Source organism: Microbacterium flavescens (assembly GCF_018588945.1).
Lineage (GTDB): Bacteria > Actinomycetota > Actinomycetes > Actinomycetales > Microbacteriaceae > Microbacterium > Microbacterium flavescens.
Genome location: NZ_JAFIWA010000002.1, coordinates 81,958 through 106,711, shown reverse-complemented (window position 1 = coordinate 106,711; position 24,754 = coordinate 81,958). Strand labels below are relative to the sequence as shown.

The following is a 24,754-nucleotide window of genomic DNA, read 5'->3' as shown; positions in this document are numbered from 1 at the left end:
GCGCGAGGATCACGCCCGGTCAGGTGAGGACGTAGTCCGCGGACACCATCGCGGCCTCCACCGCCTGCACCGTCTCGCCGAGCTCGAGCCCTGACGTGTCGATGACGTGCGACTCGAGCGCCCCGAGGTTCGAGAACTTGTGCCACAGGTCGGCGACCACGTCACCATCGGTCAGGGCGTCCGTCGCCGTGCGCGCCTGCGCGCGCCGCAGGGTGACGGCGAGGTCGGGCCGGAGGACGATGTAACGGAGCGGGATGCCGGGGTGAGCGGTGGCCGGGCGGGTGTAGTGGTCGAGCATCCAGGGTCCGACGACGCCATCCGCGACCACCTCGTACCCGCCCTCCGCGTACGCGAACGCGGCGGCCGCGATGGCGTCGAGCACCGTGTGGTTCTGAGCGTCGGCCTCCGGCAGATACGGCAGGACTCCGCCCGCGGCGATGAAGCCCCAGAAGTCGTCGGTGTGGAGGTGCACGGCCAGTCGGCGCGCCGACGCGACGCGTCGCGCGACCGAGCTCTTTCCAGCCCCGGCCGGGCCGGTGACGATCGTGATGCTTCCCGTCACGGTGGTCACTCCTCCGGGGGTTCGCGGTACTTCTTGGGCAGGCCCGCCACCACGAGTTCGTACGAGCGGTCGATCGCCTCGCGAAGCTCGTCGTCGGGGATCCCGCCGCCGGTGTCGAGTGTGTTCCAGCCGGACCGGCCGATGTAGGCGGAGACCCGGGCATCGTCCGGATAGCGGATCAGCCACTCGTCCGCCTCCTCACGGGTGGCCGCCGCCTTGACCCCGATCGAGCGTCCGTCGCCGAGGAAGGCGAAGATCTTGCCGCGCTCCCCCGGCCCGACCTTGAAGACGACGTCGCCCTCCCACGGCTCGTCCTCCCACGCTCCCCACTTCGCAGCGCAGTACTCGTGGATCTCTTCCGGTGTCACGGGTTCAGTGTGCCCTCGTGGGCGTCCTGCCCGCTAGGCCGTGAGAGCCCGTCGCCCGCTTGAGGCGACGCGCGGTCGGGCGCATGCTGGGAGAACCGAGCGACAGCGGAAGTGAGGGAATCCCCATGTCTCAGCGCGAGCACCCGTCGCCGGACCACGTCCCCGGTCCCGACGAAGCCACGATCCCCGAGCTCGAGGACGACGAGACGATCGCCCCGCGCCCGGAGGAGGAGATCGCCGATCGAGCGCGAGCGAAGCCGGACGTCGAGGATCACAGCGGGCGCCGGTCGTGACCGGGGTCGCGCGCGCGTTCTGATCGAGAGAGCGGATGCCGCGGCATCCGATCATCATCCGTCTCTGTCCTTCAGCCCAGCCTGGATCGCGCGGATATGGTCACCGAGGTCGCCCGAGGCGAGCAGCCCAGGACCGAGCGGGCCGGCCGAGTCGTGACCGAGCGGGGGGAGCTGTCGCAGAGCGGATGCGACCTCGTCGCTCATGCGCTCGAGCTGCCACTGCAGTTCGCGTGCGGCGGCGGCGGATGCGTCCGTCTCGGCCGCGCCGGCCGCTCGCGCCGCGTAGGCCGCCGCACCGAGCGCGTGCGCTCCCATGTGCGCGACCCCCGCGGCCTGCGCGGCCGCGCGAGCGGCGGCGACGGCGGACCGTGACGTGACGGCGCCCGCTGCCCGGCCCGCGACGAAGCGCCGCTTGATCTCGCCCGCTGCCGTGAGGTCGCCGCGCGCGAACGCGCGGGTGCGGGCGATGGCGTCGCGCGGCCGGTCGTCGCCTGGAGCTTCCGCCTCGAACAGCGAGAGCACCCGCTCCGCACAGTCGGCCGCCCACGAGGCGACGAGCCGACGGTCGTCTTCACTGAGGGACTGCGGCGACGGCATCCCGTCACTCTCGCATGTCAGACCGCCGCCCCGCGACGGGATGCGGCGCGCGCGTCAGGCGGGACGCTCGTCGAACTCCCGCCGCAGGTACTTCGGCGCCTGCGTGCGCCACGCCTCCGTGACGAGTTCCGCCAGGTGGTCGGGATCGATCCCCGCCATGCGGAGGGCGACCTTCGGCTCGTTCCACGCCGTCGTCGTGCGCAGGAACACATCGGGCTCCATTTCGACCAAGGCGAGCGCGTCGACGCGATCGGCGACCTTCACTCCGACGACGAGCTCCGCCGCGATAATCGCGCGCATGTCCTCGGGGATGCTCGGCCACGGATGGCACTCCCACGCGTACAGCTTGCCGCGCACGAACCATGCCGCGCCGCCGGTCGTCGAGCGCTCCTCACTGCCCGGAAGCTGGGACGCGGTGCGACGCATGTCGTCGAGATCAGGCACGGCGTCAGGCATCCTGCGCGACGCGGTACCGCTCGAACACCACGCCCGTGCCGAAGGTGCGCGTCTCGAGCAGTTCGAGGTCGATGGCGCGCGCGACCGGCGGCAGGAACGGCGTGCCGCCGCCCACAACGACGGGGTGGCGGAACATCCGCAGCTCACCGACGAGCCCGAGGTCGATCGCGGCGGAGGCGAGAGTCGCGCCGCCGACCTCGATGTCCTTGTCCGTCGCCGCGAGCATGTGCGCCGCCTCGTCCGCGAGCGACCCTTCGGCGAGCCGGGCGTTGCCCTCGACCCGGTCGAGCGTGCGGCTGAACACCACCTTGGGGAGGGCGGACCACAGCTCGGCGAACTCCGTCGTCGCGTCGCTGTCGCGCAAGGACGGGTCGGTCTCCCAGACGACCATCGTCTCGTACAGACGCCGCCCGAGCAGGCACCCGCCGAGCCCGCGGATCTCCTCGATGTGGAAGGCGAACTGCTCGTCGCTCGGGGCGCTCCACCCGAAGCCGCCGTCGCGATCGGCGATGTAGCCGTCGACGGACACGCCCATGGAGAAGATCAGCACGACGGCACCCCGGTGTTCACACCCTCAACCTGCCATCGATCGCCGCTCGCCGTAAAGTCTCGGCTGGGGAGCCATGAGCTGCTCAGCCGCGCCGAGGTGCGGCATCCGCTCGCCTGGATGCACCCGTTGGCGCGGTCGAACCCCGCGCCTCACGCCTCAACCCCCGCGCCGAACCAACCCGCCGGCGCGCCGCCCTGCTCAACCGCGCCGAGGTGCGGCATCCGCTCACCGTCAGTTGCCCGTTGACGCGGTTGAAACCCCACGCCTCACGCCCCAACCGCGCCGGAGCGCGGCGCAGGACGCCGCCGAAGCGCAAAGCGGCGCGGTTGAACCAGCCCGACCCGCGTCAGCCGGCGAGCCGCTCCGCGGCCTCGACGACGTTCGTCATCAGCAGCGCGACCGTCATCGGGCCGACGCCGCCGGGATTCGGCGACAGGAAGCCGGCGACCTCGGCGACGTCGGGTGCGACATCGCCGAAGATCTTCGACTTGCCCGTCTCGGGGTCGACCTCGCGGGTGACGCCGACGTCGAGGACGGCGGCGCCCGGCTTGACGTCCTCGGCGCGCACGATGTGCTTGACGCCCGCCGCAGCGACGACCACGTCGGCCTGACGCAGGTGGTGGGCGAGGTCGGCCGTGCCGGTGTGGGTGAGGGTCACGGTCGCGTTGTACTCGCGGCGCGTGAGCAGCAGGCCGATGGACCGGCCGATCGTCACGCCGCGGCCGACGACGACCACGTCCTTGCCGTTGAGGTCGTAGCCGTTGCGCAGGAGCAGCTCGATCACACCGCGCGGGGTGCAGGGCAGCGGCGACGTGATGGGCGTGTTCACATTGAGCACGAGCCGCCCGAGGTTCGTCGGGTGGAGTCCGTCGGCGTCCTTCGCGGGGTCGATGCGCTCGAGGATCGCGTCGGTGTCGATGTGCTTGGGCAGCGGCAGCTGCACGATATAGCCGTGGCACTCGGGGTCGGCGTTGAGCTCGTCGATGAGCGCTTCGACCTCGGCCTGCGAGGCGTCCGCGGGAAGCTCACGCTGGATCGAGTTCATGCCGATCGACTCGGACTCGCGGTGCTTCATGCCGACGTACAGCTGCGAGGCCGGGTCTGCGCCGACCAGCACGGTCGCGATGCCGGGCGTGATGCCGCGCTCCTTGAGCGCGGAGACGCGCTCGGCCAGCTCCGCCTTGATCTCGGCCGCAGCGGCCTTGCCGTCGAGCTTGATCGCCGTCATCTGACTTCTCCTGTGTTCGTCGCTGCGAGCCTCCGCCGGTACGCGAGACCGCAAACGTGCTCCGAGACTGCAGCCACCGGCAGCGGTCTCGGTGCACCAATGCAGTCTCGCGAAAAACGGGACGTAGGGCGAGGGCGCCCGGCGGGCCGGGTGGGGGTGGGATGCCGCGGCCGGGGCTACTGCTGAAGGCCGGGGTAGAGCGGGAAGGCGGCCGTCAGGGCGGCGACGCGGGCGCGGAGCGCCTCGACGTCGGCGCCGGGCAGGAGCGCCAGGGCGATGACGTCGGCCACCTCGGTGAACTCGGCGTCGCCGAAGCCGCGCGTCGCGAGGGCGGGCGTGCCGATCCGCAGACCCGACGTGATCATCGGCGGACGCGGGTCGTTCGGCACCGCGTTGCGGTTGACGGTGATGTGGATCTCGTGCAGGAGGTCCTCGGCCTGCTTGCCGTCGATCTCGGCGTTGCGCAGGTCGACCAGCACCAGGTGCACGTCGGTGCCGCCGGAGCGCACCGTGATGCCCGCATCCGCCACATCCTGCTGAGACAGGCGCTCGGCGATGATGTGCGCGCCGCGCAGCACGCGCTCCTGGCGCTCCGTGAACTCCGGGGTTCCGGCGAGCTTGAACGCGGTCGCCTTGGCGGCGATGACGTGCATGAGCGGACCGCCCTGCTGACCCGGGAAGACGGCCGAGTTGATCTTCTTCGCGATGTCGGCGTCGTTGGTCAGGATGAAGCCCGAGCGCGGGCCGCCGATCGTCTTGTGCACCGTCGACGAGACGACGTGGGCGTGGGGCACCGGGTTCGGGTGCAGGCCGGCGGCGACGAGGCCGGCGAAGTGCGCCATGTCGACCCAGAGGAGTGCGCCGACCTCGTCGGCGATCGCGCGGAACGCGGCGAAGTCGAGCTGACGCGGGTACGCCGACCAGCCGGCGATGATGACCTTGGGCTTGTGCTCGATCGCGAGGCGACGCACCTCGTCCATGTCGATGATCGAGGTCTCGGGGTCGACGCCGTACGCGACGATGTCGTACAGGCGGCCCGAGAAGTTGATCTTCATGCCGTGCGTGAGGTGACCGCCCTGGTCGAGCGAGAGTCCGAGGAGCGTGTCGCCCGGGCGCGCGATGGCGTGCAGCACGGCGGCGTTCGCGGTCGCGCCCGAGTGCGGCTGCACGTTGGCGAACTCGGCGCCGAACAGCTCCTTCGCTCGAGCGATCGCGAGCTCTTCGGCGACGTCGACCTCTTCGCAGCCGCCGTAGTAGCGACGCCCCGGGTAGCCCTCGGCGTACTTGTTGGTGAGCACCGAGCCCTGCGACTGCAGCACCGACACGGGCACGAAGTTCTCGGAGGCGATCATCTCGAGGTAGCCGCGCTGGCGTTCGAGCTCACGCTCGAGCACCTGGGCGATCTCGGGGTCGACCTCGGAGAGAGGGGCGTTGAAGTACTGATCGGTCATGACGATCTCCTGACTGCGGCAGTGAACAGCGGTTGTTGAGCAGCCCGCGAAGCGCGCGCGTATCGAAACACACATCGGCCCAGGCGCGCGGTCGAATGCCGTAGTCGGTCGCTCCCCGGTGGTGGCCCACCTCAACGCCAGTCGCGACTCTCCGAGCATAACGGATGCCTCACCCCACCCTCTTCCCCGGTCGAGCGTCCAGGACACGCCGCGCCCGCCGCTCGGCGCGCGGCGAGTCTTGGACGCTCGACGGTAGGGGCGATAGGCTGAGTCCACCTTTTGTTAGGACTCTTTACATGAATCGTCGTCGAGGACGGACGCTGGCTCTGGCCGCCGTCGCCGCGGCGTTGCTGGCGGGCTGCGCGCCTCCCGCCCAGAATGGAGACACTGTGTCGCTTCCCGCCGTGGTCCCCGCCCCCGCCTCGATCGAGCAGGCCGCCGGCGCGCCGTTCCGCCTCTCCGACTCGACGCGGATCGAAGGCGAAGCGGATGCCGCGACCGCGCTCACCGCTCTCGTCGAGGCGCGCACAGGTCTGAGCCCGGCCGCGAACGGCGGCGGCCCCACGGTGACCGTCGCGATCGAGCGGGGCGGCCCGGCCGAGTCGTACCGGCTCGTCGCGGACGAGGCATCCGTCACCATCACCGGCGCCGACGACGCAGGCCTCTTCTACGGCGTGCAGACGCTCGGCCAGCTCATCGCCCGCGATGGCGACGACTGGATCGTGCCCGCCGTCTCGATCGACGACGCGCCGCGGTTCGCCTACCGCGGCGTGATGCTCGACGTCGCCCGCCACTTCCACTCGGTCGAGACCGTCAAGGCCTACATCGACGACGCGGCCGGGCTCAAGTTCAACGCCCTCCACCTGCACCTGAGCGACGACCAGGGCTGGCGCATCGAGCTGCACTCGCGTCCGAAGCTCACCGAGCTGGCAGCGGGCAGCGCGGTCGGGGGCGACGCCGGAGGCTTCTACACGCGCGACGACTACCGCGAGATCGTCGAGCACGCGGCATCCCGTCACATGATCGTCGTGCCCGAGATCGACATGCCGGGGCACACACACGCGGTCGGCCTCGCGTATCCCGAACTCGTCGAGGAGCCCGTGATCGCGGACCACATGCGCGAGGACGGCAGCGAGCTGCCGGAGAGCGGCAAGCACTACGGCGGAATCGCGGTCGGCTTCTCCTCGCTCAAGATCCACGACGAGGCGACCTACGACTTCGCCGCTGATGTCTTCGGCGAGCTCGCCGCCATGACCCCCGGCCCGTACCTGCACCTGGGCGGCGACGAGGCGCTCGGGACTCCCGACGAGGACTTCGCCCTGTTCGTCTCGCGGGTGAGCGGCATCATCGCCGACCTCGGGAAGACGCCCGTGGCGTGGCACGAGGCAGGAGACGCGCCCGACCTGGCCGAGGCCACGGTCGGTCAGTACTGGGGCTTCATGCGACCCACGGATGGCATGGACGACAAGGCGCGCGGCTTCGTGCGCAACGGCGGTCGGCTGATTCTCTCGCCCGCCGACGCGATCTACCTCGACATGCAGTACCCGACCGGCCCGCAGCTCGGACTCACGTGGGCGAACGGGCCGACAAGCGTGCAGCGGGCCTACGAGTGGGAGCCCTCCACGATCCTCGCCGACGTCGACGACAGCGACATCCTCGGAGTCGAGGCGCCGCTGTGGAGCGAGACCATCCGGACGCTCGACGACATCGAGACGATGGCGTTCCCCCGGATCGCCGCCGCCGCGGAGGCAGGCTGGTCGCCGGCGACCGATGCGAGCGAGCTGCGCACGTGGGACTCGTTCCGCGAGCGGGTCGGGTCGCTCGGGCCGCTGTGGACGAGCCTGGGCATCGGCTTCCACCCCAGCGACGAGATCGACTGGGCGACCGAGTGAGCGCACTCGTCCACGCGGTGCGGCTCGTCGACGACGGACGCGTCAGGGACGACGCGTGGGTGCTGTTCGACGACGGCCGGGTTCGCGCAGCCGGCGTCGGCCGGGATCGACCGGCGTCCGACGAGGTCATCGACGGCGGTGGTGGATGCCTCGTCCCCGGCTTCGTCGACATCCACGGGCACGGCGGCGCCGGCGCGAGCTACGACGACGGTCCGGACGCGATCCGCACGGCGCGGACGCTGCACCTGGCGCACGGCACGACCCGGGCCGTGGTGTCGCTGGTCACGGCATCGCTCGACGACCTGGTCGCGCGCGTGGCCATGGTCGCCGACCTCGCCGCCGCCGACCCCGGCATCCTCGGCTCGCACCTGGAGGGGCCGTTCCTCGATCCGGGACACAAGGGCGCGCACACCGAGGCGCTCCTGCGGGCGCCGGATGCGGCATCCGTCGATCGTCTCCTCGAGGCGGGACGAGGCACGATCCGCCAGGTCACGCTCGCTCCGGAGCTGCCGGGCGCGGACGAGGCGATCGGGCGGTTCGTCGACGCCGGCGTCGCTGTGGCCGTCGGGCACACGAACGCCGATGCGGACGCCGCTCGACGCGCGTTCGACGCCGGGGCCACCATCCTCACGCACGCCTTCAATGCGATGCCCGGCATCCACCACCGCGCGCCCGGTCCGGTCGTCGCCGCGATGCGGGACGGGAGAGTGATCCTGGAGCTGGTCGCCGACGGCGCTCACGTCGACCTCGACCTGATCGCCGTCACGTTCGCGGCCGCCGGTGATCGCGTCGCGCTCGTGACCGACGCGATGGCCGCCGCCGGGTCGGCCGACGGTCGCTACGAGCTCGGCGGCCTCGCGGTCACCGTCGATGACGGTGTGGCACGGCTGGACGAGGGCGGTGCCATCGCCGGCTCGACCCTGACGCAGGACGAAGCCCTGCGCCGCGTGGTGGCGGCGGGGGTGCCGCTGCCGACGGCGGTGCGCGCGCTCACGTCGACGCCGGCGAGGGCCGTCGGACGATCCGATCTCGGCACGCTCGCGGTCGGCGGCGTCGCGGACGCCGTGCTGCTCGATGCCGACCTGCGCGTGAGCCGCGTCTGGGTCGGCGGCGCGACGGTCTGACTGGTCCGCCCGCCGCGCAAACCGGGGTGCTGCGCGACGGACGGAGCGTGAGTGGCGACCGCTGCCATTCGGGCGTGGCCACGCAGTCCAGGGGTAGAGCGGGGCCGGTGGTCCCTCCCCCGAGTTCCCACCGAGCCCCGCCTTCGGCGACACGGACGGAAATCCGTCCTTCGCCGATGCTCACCTGATCCCCACGATTCGGTGAGCAACGATGTGTCACCCATGAGACGGCGCGTCGGGCGTTCTATTACGCGGGTTCCGAGAAATTCCCGAGGGGATCCGCACGCACCACCCGAAGCGCGCACCGATTGGAGGATTGATCTGGCCAAATCAGCGGTTCGCCGTCAGAATGGACCCGGTGGCCCGTTCAGCTCGGGGCCGCTTGGGCCGGTCGCCGCTGGGGAGCGATCATGACCGCCCAGTCGACTGGGGGAGACTGTGACCGAACACGACGCGACGACCGATCCGCCGGCGGAGATCGCCGACGTCGATCTCGTCCTGCGCAGCAGGTCCGGTGACGCCACCGCCTTCGGCGAGCTGTGGCGACGCCACTACCGCTCCGGCATCGCCGTCGCCCGCAGCGTCTCGCCGACGACCGACCCCGACGACCTCGTGCAAGAGGCGTACACGAAGATCTTCCAGTCGATCCAGCGCGGCGGGGGTCCGACCGGATCGTTCCGCGCCTACCTGTTCACCAGCATCCGCAACACGGCTGCCGGCTGGGGCCGCAGCCGGCGCGAGACCACCATCGACGAGATCGAGACGCTCGAAGACCCGACGACGACCGACGAGGCGACCGCCGCATCGCTCGACCGAGGGCTGACCCACCAGGCGTTCCGCAGCCTCCCGACCCGCTGGCAGGAGGTGCTCTGGTACTCGGAGATCGAGCGCATGAAGCCCTCCGAGATTGCGCCGCTGCTCGGCATGAAGGCGACCGCCGTCGCACAGCTCACCTTCCGCGCGCGAGAGGGCCTGCGGGAGGCGTGGATCCAGGCGCACCTGCGCTCGGTCGCCGACGGCTCGGACTGCGCCTGGTCGATCGAACGGCTCGGCGCATACGCGCGCAACAACGTCGGACGCCGTGATCGGGCCCGCGTCGAGGAGCACCTCGCGGGCTGCGCGCGCTGCGCGATCGTCGCGAGCGAGGCTCGGGAGGTTTCGAGCCGCCTGGCCCTGGTGCTCATCCCGCTCACGGTCGGAGTGGTCGGCACCGCCGGATACCTGGCGACGCTGCAGAGCGGCGTGCCGATCATCGCACTCGCCGCGATGCCGTCGTCGGTGGTCCAGGGCGCCGTGACCGCGGGCGCGGGCTCGGCCGGATCCGCTGCGGCCGGGATCGGCGCGGCGGGTGTCGGCTCCTCGGCGGCAGCGGCAGGATCCACGGCGGCCGGGAGTGCAGCCGCCGCTTCATCGACCCTCGTCGGCGCAGGATCGGCCGCCGGTGCCGGATCGGCCGCGACTGCCGGAGCGGCAGCCGCCGGTGTCGGTGCCGCGGGCGCTGCGGCGACGGTGACCGCCGCCGCCGCCACGGGCGGCGTGCTCACGGGGGCGGGTGTGGCCGGCCTCGCAGCGGCCGGACTCGTCGTCGCCGGGACGGTCGCGGCCGCGATCGCACTGCCGGAGTCGCCTGGCCGTGCTCCGTCGGACGTCGAGACTGCGTCCGTGCGGACTCTGGCCGATGCGCACGACACCCCTCTCGAGACGATCGAGGAGGGGACGATCCCCATCTCCGCGCCGGGCGGCCCCTCGCCTGCCGACATCCCGGTGATTCCGTCGGAGTCGACCGATGCCTCAGCGCATGAGCAGTCCGACGGCGGCTCCCCGGCTGAGAACGCGGGCGCGGGCGGCGGCAGCGATGGGAACGCGGATGCTCCGGCCAACGGCTCCGGCAGCACCGACGCGGGCGGTACGAGCAACGCCGGAACCGGCAACGGAGCCACGGGCACCGGCAACGGCCCCACCAGCACCCCCAGCGGCGTCACGAACAACGGCGGCACGAACAACGGCAGCACCAACAACGGCGCCAGCGCCAGCGCCAGCGGCAACGCCAATGCCAACGCGAACGCCAACGCGCACGCCGGAACCAACAACGGCGGCACGAACAACGGGAACACGGCCCCGGGCGTGAACAACGGCACCCCGCAGAGCGGCAACGCGAACAGCGGCAGCTCCAACAGCAACGCCGGCGGCGCCGGAAAGCCCGCAGGACCCTCCCTTCCCGCTGGAACGCCCTCGATCGTCTCGAGCACCGCGTCGACGGGGTCGGGTCAGACGACGATCGACGTGACGGTCAGCGGTGCCGCAGGCGCATCCGTGCAGGCGCGGATCCGCGGCGCGGTTCACGCGACGACGACCCTCGATGGCAGCGGAATCGGCGTTCTCACCCTCGCGCCCACGGCCGCCGAGATCGCGGCGGATGCCCGCCTCGAGTTGCGCTACGTCGAAGGTGCCCACGTCGGCCCGCCGGTCGGTGCGAAGCTGAGCGCGCTCGGCTGAGGCGCACCGCGCGCCACAAGCCGGTGAGGCGCGGCGCCTAAACTGGAGGCATGTCCGACTCCGCACGCCCCGCGTCGTCCGCCGAGCCCGTCCCGGGCACGCGGGCCCCCCTGTCGGCGATCGACATCCTCGCTCTCCTCTGCCAGCTCTTCGCGTTCGCCACCCTCGCCATCTGGGGCTTCGCGTCCTGGCCGTTCCCATGGAACATCGTCGCGGGCATCGGCGCACCCCTCCTGGCCATCGTGGTGTGGGCCCTGTTCGTCTCTCCCCGCGCCGTGTTCGCGGTGCATCCGTTCGTCCGCGCCCTGGTCGAGCTCCTCGTGTACGCCTCGGCGACCATCGCGTGGTGGAGCATGGACCAGGCCTGGATCGGGCTGGGCTTCGGCGTGGTCGCCGTGACGATCGGCGTGATCGCGGGCCGGCGCCGGTTCGCGTGACCGAGCCGGCCGACGTCGTCGCGCAGCTGCGCGCCGCGCTCGGAGACCGCGTCGACACCTCCCCCGGGTCGCTCGCCGCCGCACGCGCCGACAAGTCGGGGCACGCGGCATCCGGAATCCCGCTCGCTGTCGTCCACGCGGCTTCGGTGACCGATGTGCAGCAGACCCTCCGCATCGCGACCGCCACCAGGACGCCCGTCGTCACCCGCGGAGCCGGCACCGGCCTGGCCGGAGCCGCGAACGCCGGCGCCGGCGAGATCGCCCTCTCGGTGAGAGGAATGGATCGCATCCTCGAGGTGCGTCCTGACGACCTGCTCGCCGTCGTCGAACCGGGCATCATCAACGCCGACCTCAACGCCGCTCTGGCCGAGCACGGGCTGTGGTGGGCTCCCGATCCCGCCAGCCGTGCGATCTCGACGGTCGGCGGCAACATCGCCACCGGAGCGGGCGGCCTGCTGTGCGCGAAGTACGGCGTGGTGCGCGACGCGGTGCTGGGCGTCGACCTCGTGCTCGCCGACGGCCGCCTGCTGCGCCTCGGCCACCGGACGGTGAAGGGCGTGACCGGACTCGATCTGACGTCGCTCGTCATCGGGTCCGAGGGCACGCTCGGTGTGGTCGTCAGCGCGACCCTGAAGCTGCGCCGGCTCGTGCCCGGGGAGGTGTGCACGATCGCGGCCACGTTCCCGGGTGTGCGTACCGCGGCCGAGGCATCCGCTGCGGTCACGGCGTCGGGTGCGCAGCCCGCGATCATGGAGCTGATGGATGCCGCGTCCCTCGCCGCCGTCCACGCGCTCCTGTCGCTCGAGCCGCCGACCCCCGGCGCCGCGCAGCTGACGATCCAGACCGACGGCCCCGCTGCCGGTGCGGAGGCGGATCGGATCGCCGCCGTCCTGACCGCCGCGGGCGGCACCGTCGCGGTCTCGCACGACCGCGAGGAGGGCGAGCGCCTGCTCGCGATCCGACGGTCGATGCACCCGGCGATGGAGAGCCTCGGCACCGCCCTCATCGAAGACGTCTCGGTGCCGCGCAGCGCGCTCCCCGCCATGTTCGACGAGATCGCCCGGGTGGAACGCGAGCACGGCGTCGTCATCCCGACGGTGGCGCACGCGGGCGACGGCAACCTGCACCCGAACTTCATCTTCGATGCCGAGCCCGACGAGTTCGGCGTCGTCGAGGCGCCCGCTCACATCTGGGCGGCCGCCGACGACCTCTTCCGCGCAGCGCTGCGCCTCGGCGGCACGCTCACGGGCGAGCACGGCGTCGGCGTGCTCAAGCGCCGCTGGCTCGTCGAAGAGCTCGGCGCCGACCAGTGGGACCTGCAGCGCCGGATCACGCGCGAGTTCGACCCGCTCGGCATCCTGAACCCGGGCAAGGTGTTCTCGGACTGAAACCGGACCGCCCGGCTAGTGTGCGGGCGGTCAGAGACCCTGCCAGGCGGGCTTGTTCGCGTACGCGTAGCGGTAGTAGTCGGCATGGGCGAGGCGCGAAGCGGCGGCCTCGTCGACGAGCACCGTGGCGTGCGGGTGCAGCTGGATCGCCGAGCCGGGAAGGGATGCCGTCACCGGGCCCTCCACCGCGCCCGCGACGGCCTCGGCCTTGCCCTCGCCGAACGCGAGGAGCACGAGATGCCGCGCGCGCATGATCGTGCCGAGACCCTGCGTGATGCAGTGCCGCGGCACGTCGTCGACGCTGTCGAAGAAGCGCGCGTTGTCTTCGCGCGTCTGCTCGGTAAGGGTCTTCACGCGCGTCAGCGACGCGAATGAGGAACCCGGCTCGTTGAAGCCGATGTGGCCGTCCGTCCCGATGCCGAGGATCTGCAGGTCGACGCCGCCCGCGTCCACGATCGCGCGCTCGTAGGCGTCGCCGGCGTGCTCGATGCCGTCGAGCGACCCGTCCGGAACGCGGACGAGGGCCGGGTCGAGACCGAGCGGCTCGACGACCTCGCGCGAGATCACCGAGCGATAGCTCTCGGGATGCGCGGGGTCGAGGCCGACGTACTCGTCGAGGGCGAAGCCGCGCACACGCGACACGTCCAGGGCGGCGACGCGCGGGCGAAGCGCCTCGTAGACCGGCAGCGGCGTGGATCCGGTGGCCAGTCCGAGCACCGTCTCGGGGTTCGCGCGGATGAGGCGCACGATCTCGTCGGCGGCGATGGCGCCGGCCTCGGCCTGATCGCCGACGATGATGATCTCAGCCACGGGCGAGTGCTCCCTCCGGGTCGCGGGCCGCGCCGACGAGGGCAGCGCCGAGTGCCGCGGCGGGAGAGCCCGCAGGCAGCAGCTCGACGCGCTCCTGGAGGCGCAGGGATCGCATGAACGGGGATGCCTCGGCACTGGCCGCGAGCTCGGCCGCGACATCCGTCATCAAACGCTCGCCGAGAGCGGTCACGCCGCCGCCCAGGACGACGGCGTCGAGGTCGGCGGTCAGCACGAGCACGCGCACGGCCGCCGCGACACCCCGTGCGAGCCCGGCCCGCAGCTCGCGCGCGGTGGGGTCTCCCGCATCGGCGGCGTCGAACACGTCGCGCACCGGCAGCGCCGCGGCATGACCCCACCGCTCGGCGATCGCCCCGCCACCGGCGAGCGCCTCGATGCAGCCGTGCTGACCGCAGCGGCAGAGCGGTCCGCTCGGATCGACGGAGATGTGCCCGACCTCGCCGGCCGTGCCGCGCGCGCCTCGCCACAGGACGCCCTCGCTCACGATGCCCGCCGCGATGCCGGTGCCGAGGTTCAGGTAGCCCATCGAGCCCGAGCCGCCGTGCAGGGCGAACGCACCGAGCGCGGCCGCCTTGACGTCGTTCTCCACCCCGACCGGCACGCCGAGGCGCGGCTGCGTCGCGGCCACGAGGTCGAGTTCCTCGACACCGAGGTTGACGGCATGCACCACGCGTCCCGCTCCCGGCTCGATCTGGCCCGGGATGCCGATGCCGACGGAGCGGATCGCCGAGACGTCGACGCCGGCCTCGCGCCCCAGGGCGCTCACCGCATCGAGGACCGTGGCGGTGACGGCATCCGGTCCCCACCCTGTCGCGAGGCGCACGTGACCCACGATCGCGCCGGAGTTGTCGACGGCGACGGCGTCGGTCTTCGTGCCGCCGACGTCCAGGCCGACCTTCATCGCCCCGTCTCCCCGCGGGAGAGGGTGTCGTTGTGCGCGCGCATCAGCCCTTGACCGCCCCCGCGACGAGGCCGCTCGTCATGCGCCCCTGGATGATCAGGAAGAAGACCACGACGGGGATGGCGACGAGCGTGGATGCCGCCATGAGCTCCGCCCAGTTGATGCCCCCGTTCGGGTCGAGGAACGTGCGCAGCCAGACCGGAAGCGTCATGGCCTCGGGACGCGGATTGAGCACCAGGGCGAACACGAACTCGTTCCAGGCCTGGATGAACGCGAACACGCCGGTGGCGACGAGGCCGGGGGCCAGCAGCGGGAAGGTGATCCGCCAGAATGCCTGCGGCCTGCTCAGGCCGTCGATCATGGCGGCCTCCTCGAGGTCGGCAGGCACGCCGTTGACGAAGCCGCGCAGGGTCCAGATGGTGAACGGCAGCACCGTGGCGACGTAGACCAACGACAGACCCAGGATGGTGTTGAGCAGCTGCCAGCCGTCGACCAGCCGGAAGATCGAGATGATCATCGCCTCGGCGGGAATCATCTGAACCACGAGGATCGCGATGATGAACGCTCCACGGGTGCGGAAGCGGAAGCGCGTTACGGCGAGCGCGGCCAGGAAGCCGATCACGAGCGCGGCGACGACCGTCAGCAGCGTCACGGCGATGGAGTTGGCGAGGGCTGGGCCGAATGGGGCGCGCGTATCGCCGAACATGACGGCGGCGTAGTTCTCGAGCGTGCCGTTGTCGGGCCAGAAGTGCAGATCGGCTCCGCGCACCTGCCCGTTCGGCTGGAAGGACGTGTTGACCATCCAGTACACCGGGAAGACCGAGGCGACGAAGACGACGACGGCGGCGGCGTTGCGCAGGACGGCCGTGAGACGGCGGCTGCGCCGGGAGCGGAGGTCGCGCTCCGAGCGTTCGACGACGCGCGGAGCGGAGGGCGAGGGGGCCGTGGCGGTGCTCACAGCGAGTCCTCCTTGACGGTCTGACGGACGTAGAAGATCGAGACGGCCGCGAGGAGCAGCACGACGATGACGGAGATGGCGCCGCCGACTCCGAAGTCGCCCGACCCGAGGGACACCCGGTAGATGTACACGCCGAGCGTGTTCGTCTGCTCGGCGAGGCCGCCGATCGACTGCAGCGCATAGATCTGCGTGAACACGCGCAGGTCCCAGATGATCTGGAGGATCGTGACGATCACGAGGATCGACTTGATGTACGGCACGACGACGAGGAAGAAGCGCTTCGTCCCGCCGGCGCCGTCGAGCTGCGCGGCCTCGAGCACCTCGTCCGGCACCTGGGTGAGGCCGGCGAACACGGTGAACACCACGAAGGGGATCGCGCCCCACACGATGATGATGGCCGCGACGAAGAAGAAGCTGAGCGGCTCGAGGAGCCACGGATGGCCGGCGAAATCGAGACCGAACCAGTTCGTGAGGATGTTGTTCAAGACCCCGTACTGCGGGTCGAAGATCCAGCCCCAGACGATGGTCGCCGACAGCGGCGGCATCGCCCAGGAGAGCAGCAGCCCGACCGAGACGACGGTGCGCATCACCTTGCCGAGGCGGTTCATCAGCAGCGCGATCAGGACGCCGAGCACCATGGTCGCGACGACGCACACTGCGGCGAAGGCGACGGAGCGGCCGAGGACACCCCAGAATTCCGCATCGGTGAGGATGTCGATGTAGTTCTCGAGGCCGACGAACTCGGGCGGAGCGCCGAACACCTGGGCGCGGCCGTACTCCTGGAACGACATGATCAGCAGCTGCAGGAGCGGCCAGCCGGTGATGACGACGAGGGCGATCAGCGCGGGGGTCAGCAGCGCGAAAGGAGTGAGCGTCCCGGGCCGGAGGAATCGGCGACGCTCGGGCGGCTCGATCCCGGTGGACGGGAACTCCCCCTCGCCGTCGACGGGCTGCACCATCGGGGTGAGCCGGCTGGATGCGGTGGACATGGTGACTCCTGGGAAGGGCAGAACAGGTGGCCGGGCCGGCGGGCAGTGATGCACCGCCGGCCCGGATTCGACGCGGACGCGTCATCGGCGTGGAAGCCGAAGGCGCAGCGCGCCTGTGGGATCAGCCGTTGAGGATGTCCTCGATCTTGACGTCGACCTCTTCGGCGAGAGCCTTGACGTCGCCGCCCTGAGCGATCTTCACGAAGAAGTCCTCGAGGATGCGCGCGGCCTCGACCTCGGCCCAGTTGGGCGACGCGGGCGTGAGCTTCGCGTTGCCGGCAGCCTCGGTGAACGCCATCGCCTCGGGGGTGTCGCCGAGCGTCGAGGCCAGCGACTTCTTCGCCGGGATGAGGCCGTTCTCGCCGTAGATCGTCTGGAACTCGTCGCTCAGGATGATGGCGAGTGCCTTCTTCGCGAGCTCGGGGTGAGCCGACTTCGCCGAGATGCCGATGTTCGAGCCGCCGGCGAATACCTGGGCGGCGCCGCCGTCCATGCCGGGCATCGCGTACACGAAGGGCGCGGCCGGCGGGGATGCGGTCTCGCATTCGCTGGCCAGACCCAGCGCCCAGTTGGGGGCCGAGAACTGGATCGAGGTGCCCTCGCAGTAGGGCGTCCACGGCTCGGCGTTGTCGCCGTCCTTCGGTGCGAGCGAGGCGTTCGTCATGAGGTCCTGCACCTGCAGCAGTCCGGCGACGGATTCGTCGGAGCTCAGCTGCGCGTCCCACGTCTCACCGTCGGCGACGGCGATCTCGCCGCCGTTCTCCCAGATGAACGGGAGCGCGTTGTACCAGTCCTGACCGGCGAAGTAGAGGCCCGACTTGCCCTCGTTCGCCGCCGCGAGGTCCTTGGCGTTCGCGACGAAGTCGTCGAGCGTCGCAGGCGCCTCCGAGACGAGCGCGGGGTCGGCGAAGACCACGCGAGCTCCCGAGTACAGCGGCGGCGCGTAGAAGCTGCCGTCGTACGATCCAGCCTCGACGAAGCCGGGCAGCAGGTCGTCGCCGCCGAGGGCCTCGTACTCGTCGCTGATGTCGAGCAGAGCGCCGACCGACGTGAACGCGGGCGCCTGGGTGTTGCCGAACTCCACCAGGTCAGGGCTGTCCGAGCTCGAGAGGCTGGTCGTGAGCTTGTCGACGAGACCTTCCCAGGTCTGCTCCTCGATGACGAGGGTGGAACCGGGGTTCTCCTCCTCGAACGTCTCGACCAGGTAGTCGCGTGCGTCCTGCGGAGTGTCGGTGCCGACGAGCCACACCCGGATCTCGGCCTCTGCCGAGTCGGAGGGGTTCGATCCGCCCGAGCCGCTGGCGCAGCCCGCGAGCACGACGGCGGCGGCGCCGACGAGCGCGAGGGCTCCGAGCTTCTTGTTCATGGTGTCTTCCTTCGTGTTTCTTGATGGTTCGGAAGGGTCGGGTGACCCATCCGGGGGGAAATTAGGGGTTCTCGGACCCCAGGCCGGGTGCGTGGCTACGACACCCCGAGTTGTCCTGACAGGACCATGACGGCCGCTCCGCGCAGGACGATGTCCTGGCCTTGCTCCGTCATCCGCACGCGCACGCTGTCCTGGAACTGCGCCAGCGTGCGCTTGCGGAGGGTCTCGACGGTCGCTTCCGCGAGTGGTCCGTCGAGAAGTTCGATGGGGCCCGAGAGCACGATCTCCGACAGGTCGAGCACCCCGACCACGGGCGCGAGCGCGATCCCGAGGCGCTCCCCCGCGTCGCGGAGGATGCCGTCCCGATCTTCGGGAGCGGATGCCGCGGCCAAGCGCGATGACAGCGACGGCACCGACAGCCACGCCTCGAGGCATCCGATCTTCCCGCAGCCGCAGACCGGGCCGCCGTCGGTGCCGACGGTGACGTGACCGATCTCGCCCGCGGCGAAGCGGCTCCCGCGCATCGGCTGGCCGCCGGCGAGAAGGCCGGAGCCGACACCGCGGCCAACTTTCACGAGCAGGACGTCGTCGCCGGCGCCTCCGAACGTGTACTCGGCGAGCACCGCGGCGTTGGCGTCGTTGGCGACGAGGACCGGCAGGCTGAGCGCGCTCTGCAGCGCTCCCTCGAGATCGAAGCCCGCCCACCCGAAGTTCGGAGCGGTCAGGATGACGCCGCGATCGTCGACGACACCCGGGGTGCCCACCCCGATGCCGAGGACCGGGGCGTGCGACTCTGCGACGAGCACTCTCGCCAGTTCGACGACGGTCGCGACGACGTCGTCGGCCGTCGGCAGCGGGACCTCGCGTCGGAAGACGATGTCACCGTCGAGGGTGAGCACCGCGCCGAAGATGGTGTCGCTCTCCGAGAGGTCGATGCCGACGATCCGGTGACCGTCGCGGTCGAGGTCGACGAGGATCGCGGGCTTGCCGGGACCGGAGGCCTCTCGCACACCCTTCTCGGCGACGAAGCCGTCGGCGATGAGCTCGCCGACGAGGTCGGAGATCGTCACGCGGGTGAGGCCGGTCTCGCGCGAGAGATCGGCGCGGCTCATGGCGCCCTGATGGAAGAGTGTCTGCAGCACCAGAGCGCGGTTGTGGCCGCGGGCGTGCTCGGGCAGGACCTTGGCTCCCTGGCGCAGCGCGCGCTTCGAGCTGAAGCCGCGGGCGTTCGCGTTTCCTGAAGGGTGCGGCGACTCGATGGTGGAAGAGCCGCGCTGCACTTCCGATGCAGACATGTTTGTTAGTAGACCTTACGAACAAACGAACCGCAAGCCCTCGCGACCGGTTTGGGCGGCGTGTTTACAAAACTGTTACACGGGTGGTCGCAAGGAGTTTCCGCCCGCCCTGCGAGAGCCGGATGCCGTCACCTACAGTGGGACGATGCGTACGACGTACCTCCCCCACCGCCTCGCCGCGCTCACTCTGGCGGCGGTCGCGCTCATCGGCCTGACGGGATGCACGGGCCCTGGCGCCGGGAACGGCGACCAGTCCGCGAGCGGGACCGACAACGGCACGCAGACCACGACGGAAGCGTGCGAGGTCGTCAACGACATCATGACCGAGGCGACAGCGGAGTTCGAGAACATGGACCCCAACGACCCCGACGCGGTCGTCGAGGCGATGGATGCCGCGGTGCAGAGCCTCTCCGACGCGTCGGAGCAGGTCAGCAACGAGGAGGTGGCCGCGATCCTCCCTGATCTCCAGGCGATGTTCGGACAGGTGGCCGACCTCATGGCCGCGATCGTCGAAGGCGACACGTCGAAGGTCGGCGAGCTCGAGGATCTCGGCGCGAGCTTCAAGGAGACCGGCGCTCGCTTCGAGGAGCTGTGCGCACCCAGCGAGTGATGCGCGCGCCTCGGTGCGAGAGCGTGATCAGGTCGTTGCGCACGCGCACAGCCCTGTCATTTACCATGGGGGCAACGTTGCTCACAACCGGGGGGTGAAGACGTGACGGATCTGGCGACCAAGTCAGGAGCCGAGGACGCGCAGTCGGACGACGCTGCGCTCATCGACGACGCCGCGATCACCGACGCCGAAACGGGCGAAGTCGACGACTCTGCGGACGTCGACGAGACCGAACTCGATGACTCGGCTGACGTCGACGAGGCAGAACTCGTTGATTCTGCTGACGTCGACGAGGCAGAGCTCGGTGACTCCGCTGACCTCGACGAGGCAGACGCTGAAGTCGACGACGCCGAGGTCGACGAGGCAGACGCTGAAGTCGACGACGCCGAGGCCGACGAGGCCGCGGCCGAGGTCGAGGCCGACGCGGATCCCGTCGACGAGACCGAGACCGAGACCGAGACCGAGCCCGTCACGACCGAGCCGGCCGACGACGCGACCAGGGTCCTCGATGCCGTCGACACCACCGAGGTTGTGCCGGCGCCCGACGCCCCCACCGAGGTCGTCTCCCCCGTCACGCCTGCCGACGACGACGCGATCGACGCAGACGCCCCCGTCGGCGGCGGTCCCGACTCCCCGGTGTACGCGTGGGCACCGAACGAGCCCGCGCCCAAGAAGAGCCGCAAGGCGCTGTGGATCGGCCTGGCCGCCGGAGTCGCGGTCATCGCACTCGCCGTCGCCTCGGTCACCCTCATCGCGCCCGGCACATCGATCGCCGGCGTGCCGGTCGGGCTCCTGCCGACCGCAGCCGCCACCGACGCCGTGAACCAGCGCCTCGCCGACACGACCATCGTCCTCACCGGCGAGGGAGGCGACGCCGAAGTGACCGGCGCCGACCTCGGCGCATCGGTCGACGCGAGCGGCCTGGTCGCCGACGCCTTCGCCGCCAACCCGCTGTGGAACGTCACGGCGTGGTTCCCGGCATCCGTCGACGCACCGGTGCGCATCGACCACGAGACCGCGAGCTCCGTGCTCCGGGCAGCCGCGCCGGAACTCTACTCCGACCCGGTCGACGCCACACTGGCCTTCGACGCGACGTCGGTCTCCTACGTGACGACGCCCGCCGAGCCGGGGACCGGCATCGACGTCGACGCCCTGCGCGCGACGCTGCAGGACGCCTTCAAGGCGGGCGAGACCCGCGTCGAGTTCGACGCCGTCTCGGCTCCCGTTCAGGCCTCCACGCCCACCTACGTCGCCGACGCCACGGCCGATCGCCTCAACGGCATCCTCACGACTGCCGGCTTCTACGTCGGCAGCGAGCGGACCGTTCCCGTGGCACGCGAGGTGGCCGCGTCGTGGCTCACCGTCACACCCGGGGAGCGCGGAACGTTCGACATCTCGGTCGACTCCGCCGCGATCGAGGAGGTCGTCGCCACCCTTCCGGCCGCCGTCAACCGCGACGTCGTCAACGCCAAGGTCATCACCGACTCGGGCGGCGGGGTGCTCACCGAACTGGCCGTCGGCGTGCCGGGCCGCGAGCTCGGCGACACCGTCGGCATCGCCGACGAGTACGCCGCGCAGCTCGCCGCCGGCAACGCGAAGTACGAGCTGCCGGTCACCGAGACCGAGTTCGCCACGACGGCGCTCGAGCGCCGCATCGAGGTCGACCTGAGCGCCCAGACGACCTATCTCTTCGAGAACGACCAGGTGATCGCCTCCTACGCGATCTCGTCGGGCCTCCCGGGCACGCCGACGCAGACCGGCTCGTTCCGCATCTTCGCGCACGTGAGCATGCAGGACATGGGCGAGCTCTGCTACAACCCCGAGGCCCAGAACAGCTACTGCACGGAGAACGTCCCCTGGGTGACCTACTTCAACGGTGACCAGGGCTTCCACGGCACCTACTGGCACAACAACTTCGGCAACCGGATGAGCCACGGCTGCGTGAACATGCCGATCGACGTCGCCAAGTTCGTCTACGACTGGGCGCCCACCGGCACCGAGGTCAACGTCTACGCCTGACGCCCTGCCCGCTTCGCGGGTGAATGAGAAGAGCGGATGCCTCGGCCGAGGCATCCGCTCTTCTCTTCGTCAGGTCAGCCGAGCGAGTCGATGATCCCGTTGAAGGTCTTCGAGGGGCGCATGACCGCCTCGACCAGCGCGGTGTCGGGGCGGTAGTAGCCGCCGATGTCGGCCGGCGAGCCCTGCACGGCGATCAGCTCGGCCACGATCTCGTCTTCGCGGGCGGCGAGCGTCTCGGCGATCGGCGTGAACGCGGTGGACAGCGCGGGGTCGGCCTGCTGCGACGCCAGCTCCTGGGCCCAGTAGAGCGCCAGGTAGAAGTGGCTGCCGCGGTTGTCGATCGTGCCCAGCGCGCGACCGGGCGACTTGTCGTTCTCGAGGAACGTGCCGGTGGCGGCGTCGAGCGTGTCGGCGAGCACCTGCGCGCGGACGTTGCCCGTCGTGGTGGCCAGGTGCTCGAGCGACGCCGCGAGGGCGAAGAACTCGCCCAGCGAGTCCCACCGGAGGTAGTTCTCCTGCAGCAGCTGCTGGACGTGCTTCGGCGCCGAGCCGCCGGCTCCGGTTTCGAACAGACCGCCGCCCGCGAGGAGCGGCACGATCGAGAGCATCTTGGCGCTCGTGCCCACCTCGAGGATCGGGAAGAGATCGGTGAGGTAGTCGCGCAGCACGTTGCCCGTGACCGAAATGGTGTCTTCGCCGCGACGCAGCCGGTCGAGCGAGTACTGCGTCGCCTCGGCGGGCGCGAGGATCTCGATCGTGAGGCCGTCGGTGTCGTGGTCGGCGAGGTACTCGTTGACCTTGCCGATGAGCGCCGAGTCGTGCGAGCGGGCGGCGTCGAGCCAGAACACGGCCGGCGAGCCGGTCGCGCGAGCGCGGCTGACCGCGAGCTTGACCCAGTCGCGCACCGCGATGTCCTTCGTCTGCGTGGCGCGCCAGATGTCGCCCGCCTGCACGTCGTGCTCGAGCAGCACGTCGCCGGCGCCGTTGAGCACCTGTACGACGCCGGGCGCCGCGATCTCGAAGGTCTTGTCGTGGCTGCCGTACTCCTCGGCCGCCTGGGCCATGAGCCCGACGTTGGGGACCGTGCCGATCGTGGCGGGGTCGAGCGGGCCGTGGGCGATGACGTCGTCGATCACGGTCTGGTAGACGCTCGCGTACGACGAGTCGGGGATCACCGCGAGCGTGTCGTCCTCGCCGCCGTCGACGCCCCACAGCTTGCCGCCGTTGCGGATGAGCGCCGGCATCGACGCGTCGACGATGACGTCGGACGGCACGTGGAGGTTCGTGATGCCCTTGTCGGAGTTGACGTACGACAGACGCGGGCCGCGCTCGAGTCCGGCCGTGATCGCTGCCACGATCTCGTCGCCGCCCTCGACCGATGGCAGACCCGCGAGGATCGCGCCGAGGCCGTCGTTCGCGGTCAGACCCGCCTCGGCGATCTTGTCGCCGTACGTGGCGAACACGTCGGCGAAGAACGCCTTCACGACGTGGCCGAAGATGATCGGGTCGCTGACCTTCATCATCGTGGCCTTGAGGTGCACGGAGTAGAGCACGTCGTCGGCCTTCGCCTCGGCGAGCGTGTCGGCGAGGAAGGCGTCGAGTGCGGCGGCCGACAGGAAGGTCGCGTCGACGATCTCGCCCGGCAGCACCTTGATGCCGCTCCTCAGCTCGGTCGTGGTGCCGTCCGCAGTGACGTGCTGGATCGTGAGTACGTCGTCGGCGGGGATCACCGTCGTCTTCTCGTTCGACTTGAAGTCGTCGTGTCCGAGGGTCGCGACCCGCGTCTTGGAGCCCTCGGCGAACGCCTTGTTGCGGTGCGGGTGCTTGCGCGCGTAGTTCTTCACCGACAGCGGTGCGCGGCGGTCGCTGTTGCCCTCGCGGAGCACCGGATTGACGGCGGAGCCCTTGATGCGGTCGTAGCGCGCGCGGACGTCCTTGTCTTCGACGGACTCGGGCTCGTCGGGATAGTCGGGGATGTCGTATCCGGCCGCCTGCAGCTCGGCGATGGCAGCCTTCAGCTGCGGGATCGACGCCGAGATGTTCGGCAGCTTGATGATGTTCGCCTCGGGAAGCGTGGCCAGCCCGCCGAGTTCGGCGAGGGCGTCACCCACCTGCTGCTCGGTCGTGAGCTTCTGCGGGAATGCGGCGAGCACGCGACCCGCGAGCGAGATGTCACGGATCTCGACATCCACCCCCGCCTGGCTGGTGACGGCCTTCACAATCGGCAGGAACGATGCTGTGGCAAGCGCCGGAGCCTCGTCGGTGTAGGTGTAGATGATGGTCGAGTCGGTCACCGGGTTCGTCTCCGTTCAGTGGTGATTCCAGCTTATCGCAAGGGCGAAAGTATCTTGACATCGAGATATCTCGCCGTGTAAACCGCATGTGAACAAGATCATCGGGCGGTGCCGGGCGCGCTCATCCGGGCTAGCCTGTGCGTATGGCTGATCTGCGACTCGTCGAACTCTCCGCCTCCACGATCGTGGCGGTCAACAATCTGTCGCTCAAGCCGGGTCAGGAGCAGTTCCTCGCACCGGTCAGCTACGGCATCGCCGCCACGGTCATGAATCCCCAGACCACCTGGCAGCGCGTCGTGCTGGACGGCGACGAGGTCGTCGCCTTCGTCAGCGCCAACTTCGACCCCGAGGCGCCCGTCGACCACTTCCACTCCGTGCTGTGGCGCATCAACGTCGATGCCGACGATCAGGGCCGAGGTGTCGGTCGATTCGCCGTCGAGCAGCTCCTCGAAGAGGCGCGCAATCGGGGCCTCGACCGCGTCAACGTGATCTACGAGGCCGGCGAAGGCGGACCCGAAGCATTCTTCCAGCGTGTGGGCTTCACACCCGTCGGCGAGACCGAGTACGGTGAAGTCATCGCAGAGATCCGTCTCTGACGACCTCGCGCTCCTACCCGAACACAGCAGCAGCGACACAGCCCGCCCGGGCTCCC

23 protein-coding genes and 1 riboswitch are annotated in these 24,754 nt (G+C 70.5%); of the genes, 9 read left to right on the top strand and 14 right to left on the bottom strand.

Going from position 1 to position 24,754, the window contains the following annotated elements; all coding sequences use genetic code 11:
- Window positions 1-19: 19 nt before the first annotated feature.
- Both JX005_RS04125 and JX005_RS16225 read right to left on the bottom strand, forming a co-directional pair.
- Window positions 20-562, bottom strand: a complete 543-nt coding sequence (locus JX005_RS04125) for an AAA family ATPase (RefSeq protein ID WP_214466165.1) — start codon at window positions 560-562, stop codon at window positions 20-22.
- A 5-nt stretch (window positions 563-567) separates the two neighbouring features.
- Window positions 568-930, bottom strand: coding sequence for an MmcQ/YjbR family DNA-binding protein (locus tag JX005_RS16225; protein WP_214466164.1), 363 nt, complete (start codon window positions 928-930; stop codon window positions 568-570).
- Window positions 931-1,055: 125 nt separating this feature from the next.
- On the opposite strand from JX005_RS16225, the gene JX005_RS04115 reads away from it, so the two are divergent.
- The gene (locus JX005_RS04115) at window positions 1,056-1,223 is read left to right on the top strand and encodes a hypothetical protein (RefSeq protein ID WP_214466163.1); all 168 of its coding nucleotides are present in this window, start codon (window positions 1,056-1,058) and stop codon (window positions 1,221-1,223) included.
- A gap of 54 nt (window positions 1,224-1,277) precedes the next feature.
- Here the strand turns inward: JX005_RS04115 and JX005_RS04110 are convergent, their stop codons facing one another.
- The 5 genes from JX005_RS04110 to glyA all read right to left on the bottom strand — a co-directional run bounded on the left by JX005_RS04110 (window position 1,278) and on the right by glyA (window position 5,505).
- Entirely contained in the window at window positions 1,278-1,820 is a 543-nt protein-coding gene (locus JX005_RS04110) for a putative immunity protein (RefSeq protein WP_214466162.1), read from the bottom strand.
- 54 nt (window positions 1,821-1,874) lie between these two features.
- Window positions 1,875-2,264 (bottom strand): MmcQ/YjbR family DNA-binding protein, encoded by a 390-nt coding sequence (locus tag JX005_RS04105; RefSeq protein ID WP_307858488.1) that lies wholly within the window; start codon window positions 2,262-2,264, stop codon window positions 1,875-1,877.
- Between the two features lie 4 nt (window positions 2,265-2,268).
- Window positions 2,269-2,826, bottom strand: coding sequence for a dihydrofolate reductase family protein (locus JX005_RS04100; RefSeq protein WP_214466160.1), 558 nt, complete (start codon window positions 2,824-2,826; stop codon window positions 2,269-2,271).
- Window positions 2,827-3,172: 346 nt separating this feature from the next.
- Window positions 3,173-4,054 carry a bifunctional methylenetetrahydrofolate dehydrogenase/methenyltetrahydrofolate cyclohydrolase gene (locus JX005_RS04095; protein WP_214466159.1) on the bottom strand — a complete coding sequence of 294 codons (882 nt, stop codon included), beginning with the start codon at window positions 4,052-4,054 and terminating at the stop codon, window positions 3,173-3,175.
- Between the two features lie 176 nt (window positions 4,055-4,230).
- Entirely contained in the window at window positions 4,231-5,505 is a 1,275-nt protein-coding gene (gene glyA / locus JX005_RS04090; RefSeq protein ID WP_214466158.1) for a serine hydroxymethyltransferase, read from the bottom strand.
- 70 nt (window positions 5,506-5,575) lie between these two features.
- Window positions 5,576-5,660: riboswitch (ZMP/ZTP riboswitch) on the bottom strand.
- A 234-nt stretch (window positions 5,661-5,894) separates the two neighbouring features.
- Here glyA and JX005_RS04085 point away from each other — a divergent pair.
- The 5 genes from JX005_RS04085 (at window position 5,895) to JX005_RS04065 (ending at window position 12,842) form a co-directional block, all read left to right on the top strand.
- The gene (locus tag JX005_RS04085) at window positions 5,895-7,397 is read left to right on the top strand and encodes a beta-N-acetylhexosaminidase (protein ID WP_214466659.1); all 1,503 of its coding nucleotides are present in this window, start codon (window positions 5,895-5,897) and stop codon (window positions 7,395-7,397) included.
- Window positions 7,394-8,521, top strand: coding sequence for an N-acetylglucosamine-6-phosphate deacetylase (gene nagA, locus JX005_RS04080; RefSeq protein ID WP_214466157.1), 1,128 nt, complete (start codon window positions 7,394-7,396; stop codon window positions 8,519-8,521). The genes JX005_RS04085 and nagA overlap by 4 nt, the downstream gene beginning before the upstream one ends.
- A gap of 438 nt (window positions 8,522-8,959) precedes the next feature.
- Entirely contained in the window at window positions 8,960-11,017 is a 2,058-nt protein-coding gene (locus JX005_RS04075) for a sigma-70 family RNA polymerase sigma factor (RefSeq protein ID WP_214466156.1), read from the top strand.
- Between the two features lie 50 nt (window positions 11,018-11,067).
- A complete protein-coding gene (locus JX005_RS04070; RefSeq protein ID WP_214466155.1) occupies window positions 11,068-11,454 on the top strand; it encodes a YrdB family protein in 387 nt (128 codons plus the stop codon).
- On the top strand, window positions 11,451-12,842 hold the full coding sequence (locus JX005_RS04065) for an FAD-binding oxidoreductase (RefSeq protein ID WP_214466154.1): 1,392 nt from the start codon (window positions 11,451-11,453) through the stop codon (window positions 12,840-12,842). The genes JX005_RS04070 and JX005_RS04065 overlap by 4 nt, the downstream gene beginning before the upstream one ends.
- A 30-nt stretch (window positions 12,843-12,872) precedes the next feature.
- Here the strand turns inward: JX005_RS04065 and JX005_RS04060 are convergent, their stop codons facing one another.
- The 6 genes from JX005_RS04060 to JX005_RS04035 form a co-directional block, all read right to left on the bottom strand.
- On the bottom strand, window positions 12,873-13,652 hold the full coding sequence (locus tag JX005_RS04060; protein ID WP_214466153.1) for a glucosamine-6-phosphate deaminase: 780 nt from the start codon (window positions 13,650-13,652) through the stop codon (window positions 12,873-12,875).
- Window positions 13,645-14,571, bottom strand: coding sequence for an ROK family protein (locus tag JX005_RS04055; RefSeq protein ID WP_214466152.1), 927 nt, complete (start codon window positions 14,569-14,571; stop codon window positions 13,645-13,647). The genes JX005_RS04060 and JX005_RS04055 overlap by 8 nt, the downstream gene beginning before the upstream one ends.
- 43 nt (window positions 14,572-14,614) lie before the next feature.
- Window positions 14,615-15,529: a carbohydrate ABC transporter permease gene (locus JX005_RS04050; RefSeq protein WP_307858487.1), complete on the bottom strand. Its 915-nt coding sequence runs from the start codon at window positions 15,527-15,529 to the stop codon at window positions 14,615-14,617.
- Window positions 15,526-16,518 (bottom strand): carbohydrate ABC transporter permease, encoded by a 993-nt coding sequence (locus tag JX005_RS04045; RefSeq protein WP_214466151.1) that lies wholly within the window; start codon window positions 16,516-16,518, stop codon window positions 15,526-15,528. The genes JX005_RS04050 and JX005_RS04045 overlap by 4 nt, the downstream gene beginning before the upstream one ends.
- A gap of 121 nt (window positions 16,519-16,639) precedes the next feature.
- Window positions 16,640-17,884 carry an extracellular solute-binding protein gene (locus JX005_RS04040; protein WP_214466150.1) on the bottom strand — a complete coding sequence of 415 codons (1,245 nt, stop codon included), beginning with the start codon at window positions 17,882-17,884 and terminating at the stop codon, window positions 16,640-16,642.
- 95 nt (window positions 17,885-17,979) lie between these two features.
- Window positions 17,980-19,179, bottom strand: a complete 1,200-nt coding sequence (locus JX005_RS04035) for an ROK family transcriptional regulator (RefSeq protein ID WP_214466149.1) — start codon at window positions 19,177-19,179, stop codon at window positions 17,980-17,982.
- 145 nt (window positions 19,180-19,324) lie between these two features.
- Between JX005_RS04035 and JX005_RS04030 the strand changes: the two genes are divergently transcribed.
- Together JX005_RS04030 and JX005_RS04025 are read left to right on the top strand one after the other, a co-directional pair.
- Window positions 19,325-19,789 carry a hypothetical protein gene (locus tag JX005_RS04030; protein ID WP_214466148.1) on the top strand — a complete coding sequence of 155 codons (465 nt, stop codon included), beginning with the start codon at window positions 19,325-19,327 and terminating at the stop codon, window positions 19,787-19,789.
- 102 nt (window positions 19,790-19,891) lie between these two features.
- Window positions 19,892-21,808 carry a L,D-transpeptidase family protein gene (locus JX005_RS04025; RefSeq protein ID WP_214466147.1) on the top strand — a complete coding sequence of 639 codons (1,917 nt, stop codon included), beginning with the start codon at window positions 19,892-19,894 and terminating at the stop codon, window positions 21,806-21,808.
- Between the two features lie 74 nt (window positions 21,809-21,882).
- On the opposite strand, the gene JX005_RS04020 is transcribed toward JX005_RS04025, so the two are convergent.
- The gene (locus tag JX005_RS04020) at window positions 21,883-24,102 is read right to left on the bottom strand and encodes an NADP-dependent isocitrate dehydrogenase (RefSeq protein WP_214466146.1); all 2,220 of its coding nucleotides are present in this window, start codon (window positions 24,100-24,102) and stop codon (window positions 21,883-21,885) included.
- A 143-nt stretch (window positions 24,103-24,245) separates the two neighbouring features.
- On the opposite strand from JX005_RS04020, the gene JX005_RS04015 reads away from it, so the two are divergent.
- Window positions 24,246-24,698, top strand: coding sequence for a GNAT family N-acetyltransferase (locus JX005_RS04015; protein WP_214466145.1), 453 nt, complete (start codon window positions 24,246-24,248; stop codon window positions 24,696-24,698).
- Window positions 24,699-24,754 lie beyond the last annotated feature (56 nt).

Excerpts from the sequence above, each read along its gene's own strand:
- JX005_RS04115 (WP_214466163.1), top strand. The coding sequence starts at position 1,056 with ATGTCTCAGCGCGAGCACCCGTCGCCGGACCACGTCCCCGGTCCCGAC.
- JX005_RS04110 (WP_214466162.1), bottom strand. The coding sequence starts at position 1,820 with ATGCCGTCGCCGCAGTCCCTCAGTGAAGACGACCGTCGGCTCGTCGCC.
- JX005_RS04095 (WP_214466159.1), bottom strand. The coding sequence starts at position 4,054 with ATGACGGCGATCAAGCTCGACGGCAAGGCCGCTGCGGCCGAGATCAAG.
- glyA (WP_214466158.1), bottom strand. The coding sequence starts at position 5,505 with ATGACCGATCAGTACTTCAACGCCCCTCTCTCCGAGGTCGACCCCGAG.
- JX005_RS04070 (WP_214466155.1), top strand. The coding sequence starts at position 11,068 with ATGTCCGACTCCGCACGCCCCGCGTCGTCCGCCGAGCCCGTCCCGGGC.
- JX005_RS04055 (WP_214466152.1), bottom strand. The coding sequence starts at position 14,571 with ATGAAGGTCGGCCTGGACGTCGGCGGCACGAAGACCGACGCCGTCGCC.
- JX005_RS04045 (WP_214466151.1), bottom strand. The coding sequence starts at position 16,518 with ATGTCCACCGCATCCAGCCGGCTCACCCCGATGGTGCAGCCCGTCGAC.
- JX005_RS04040 (WP_214466150.1), bottom strand. The coding sequence starts at position 17,884 with ATGAACAAGAAGCTCGGAGCCCTCGCGCTCGTCGGCGCCGCCGCCGTC.
- JX005_RS04035 (WP_214466149.1), bottom strand. The coding sequence starts at position 19,179 with ATGTCTGCATCGGAAGTGCAGCGCGGCTCTTCCACCATCGAGTCGCCG.
- JX005_RS04030 (WP_214466148.1), top strand. The coding sequence starts at position 19,325 with ATGCGTACGACGTACCTCCCCCACCGCCTCGCCGCGCTCACTCTGGCG.
- JX005_RS04015 (WP_214466145.1), top strand. The coding sequence starts at position 24,246 with ATGGCTGATCTGCGACTCGTCGAACTCTCCGCCTCCACGATCGTGGCG.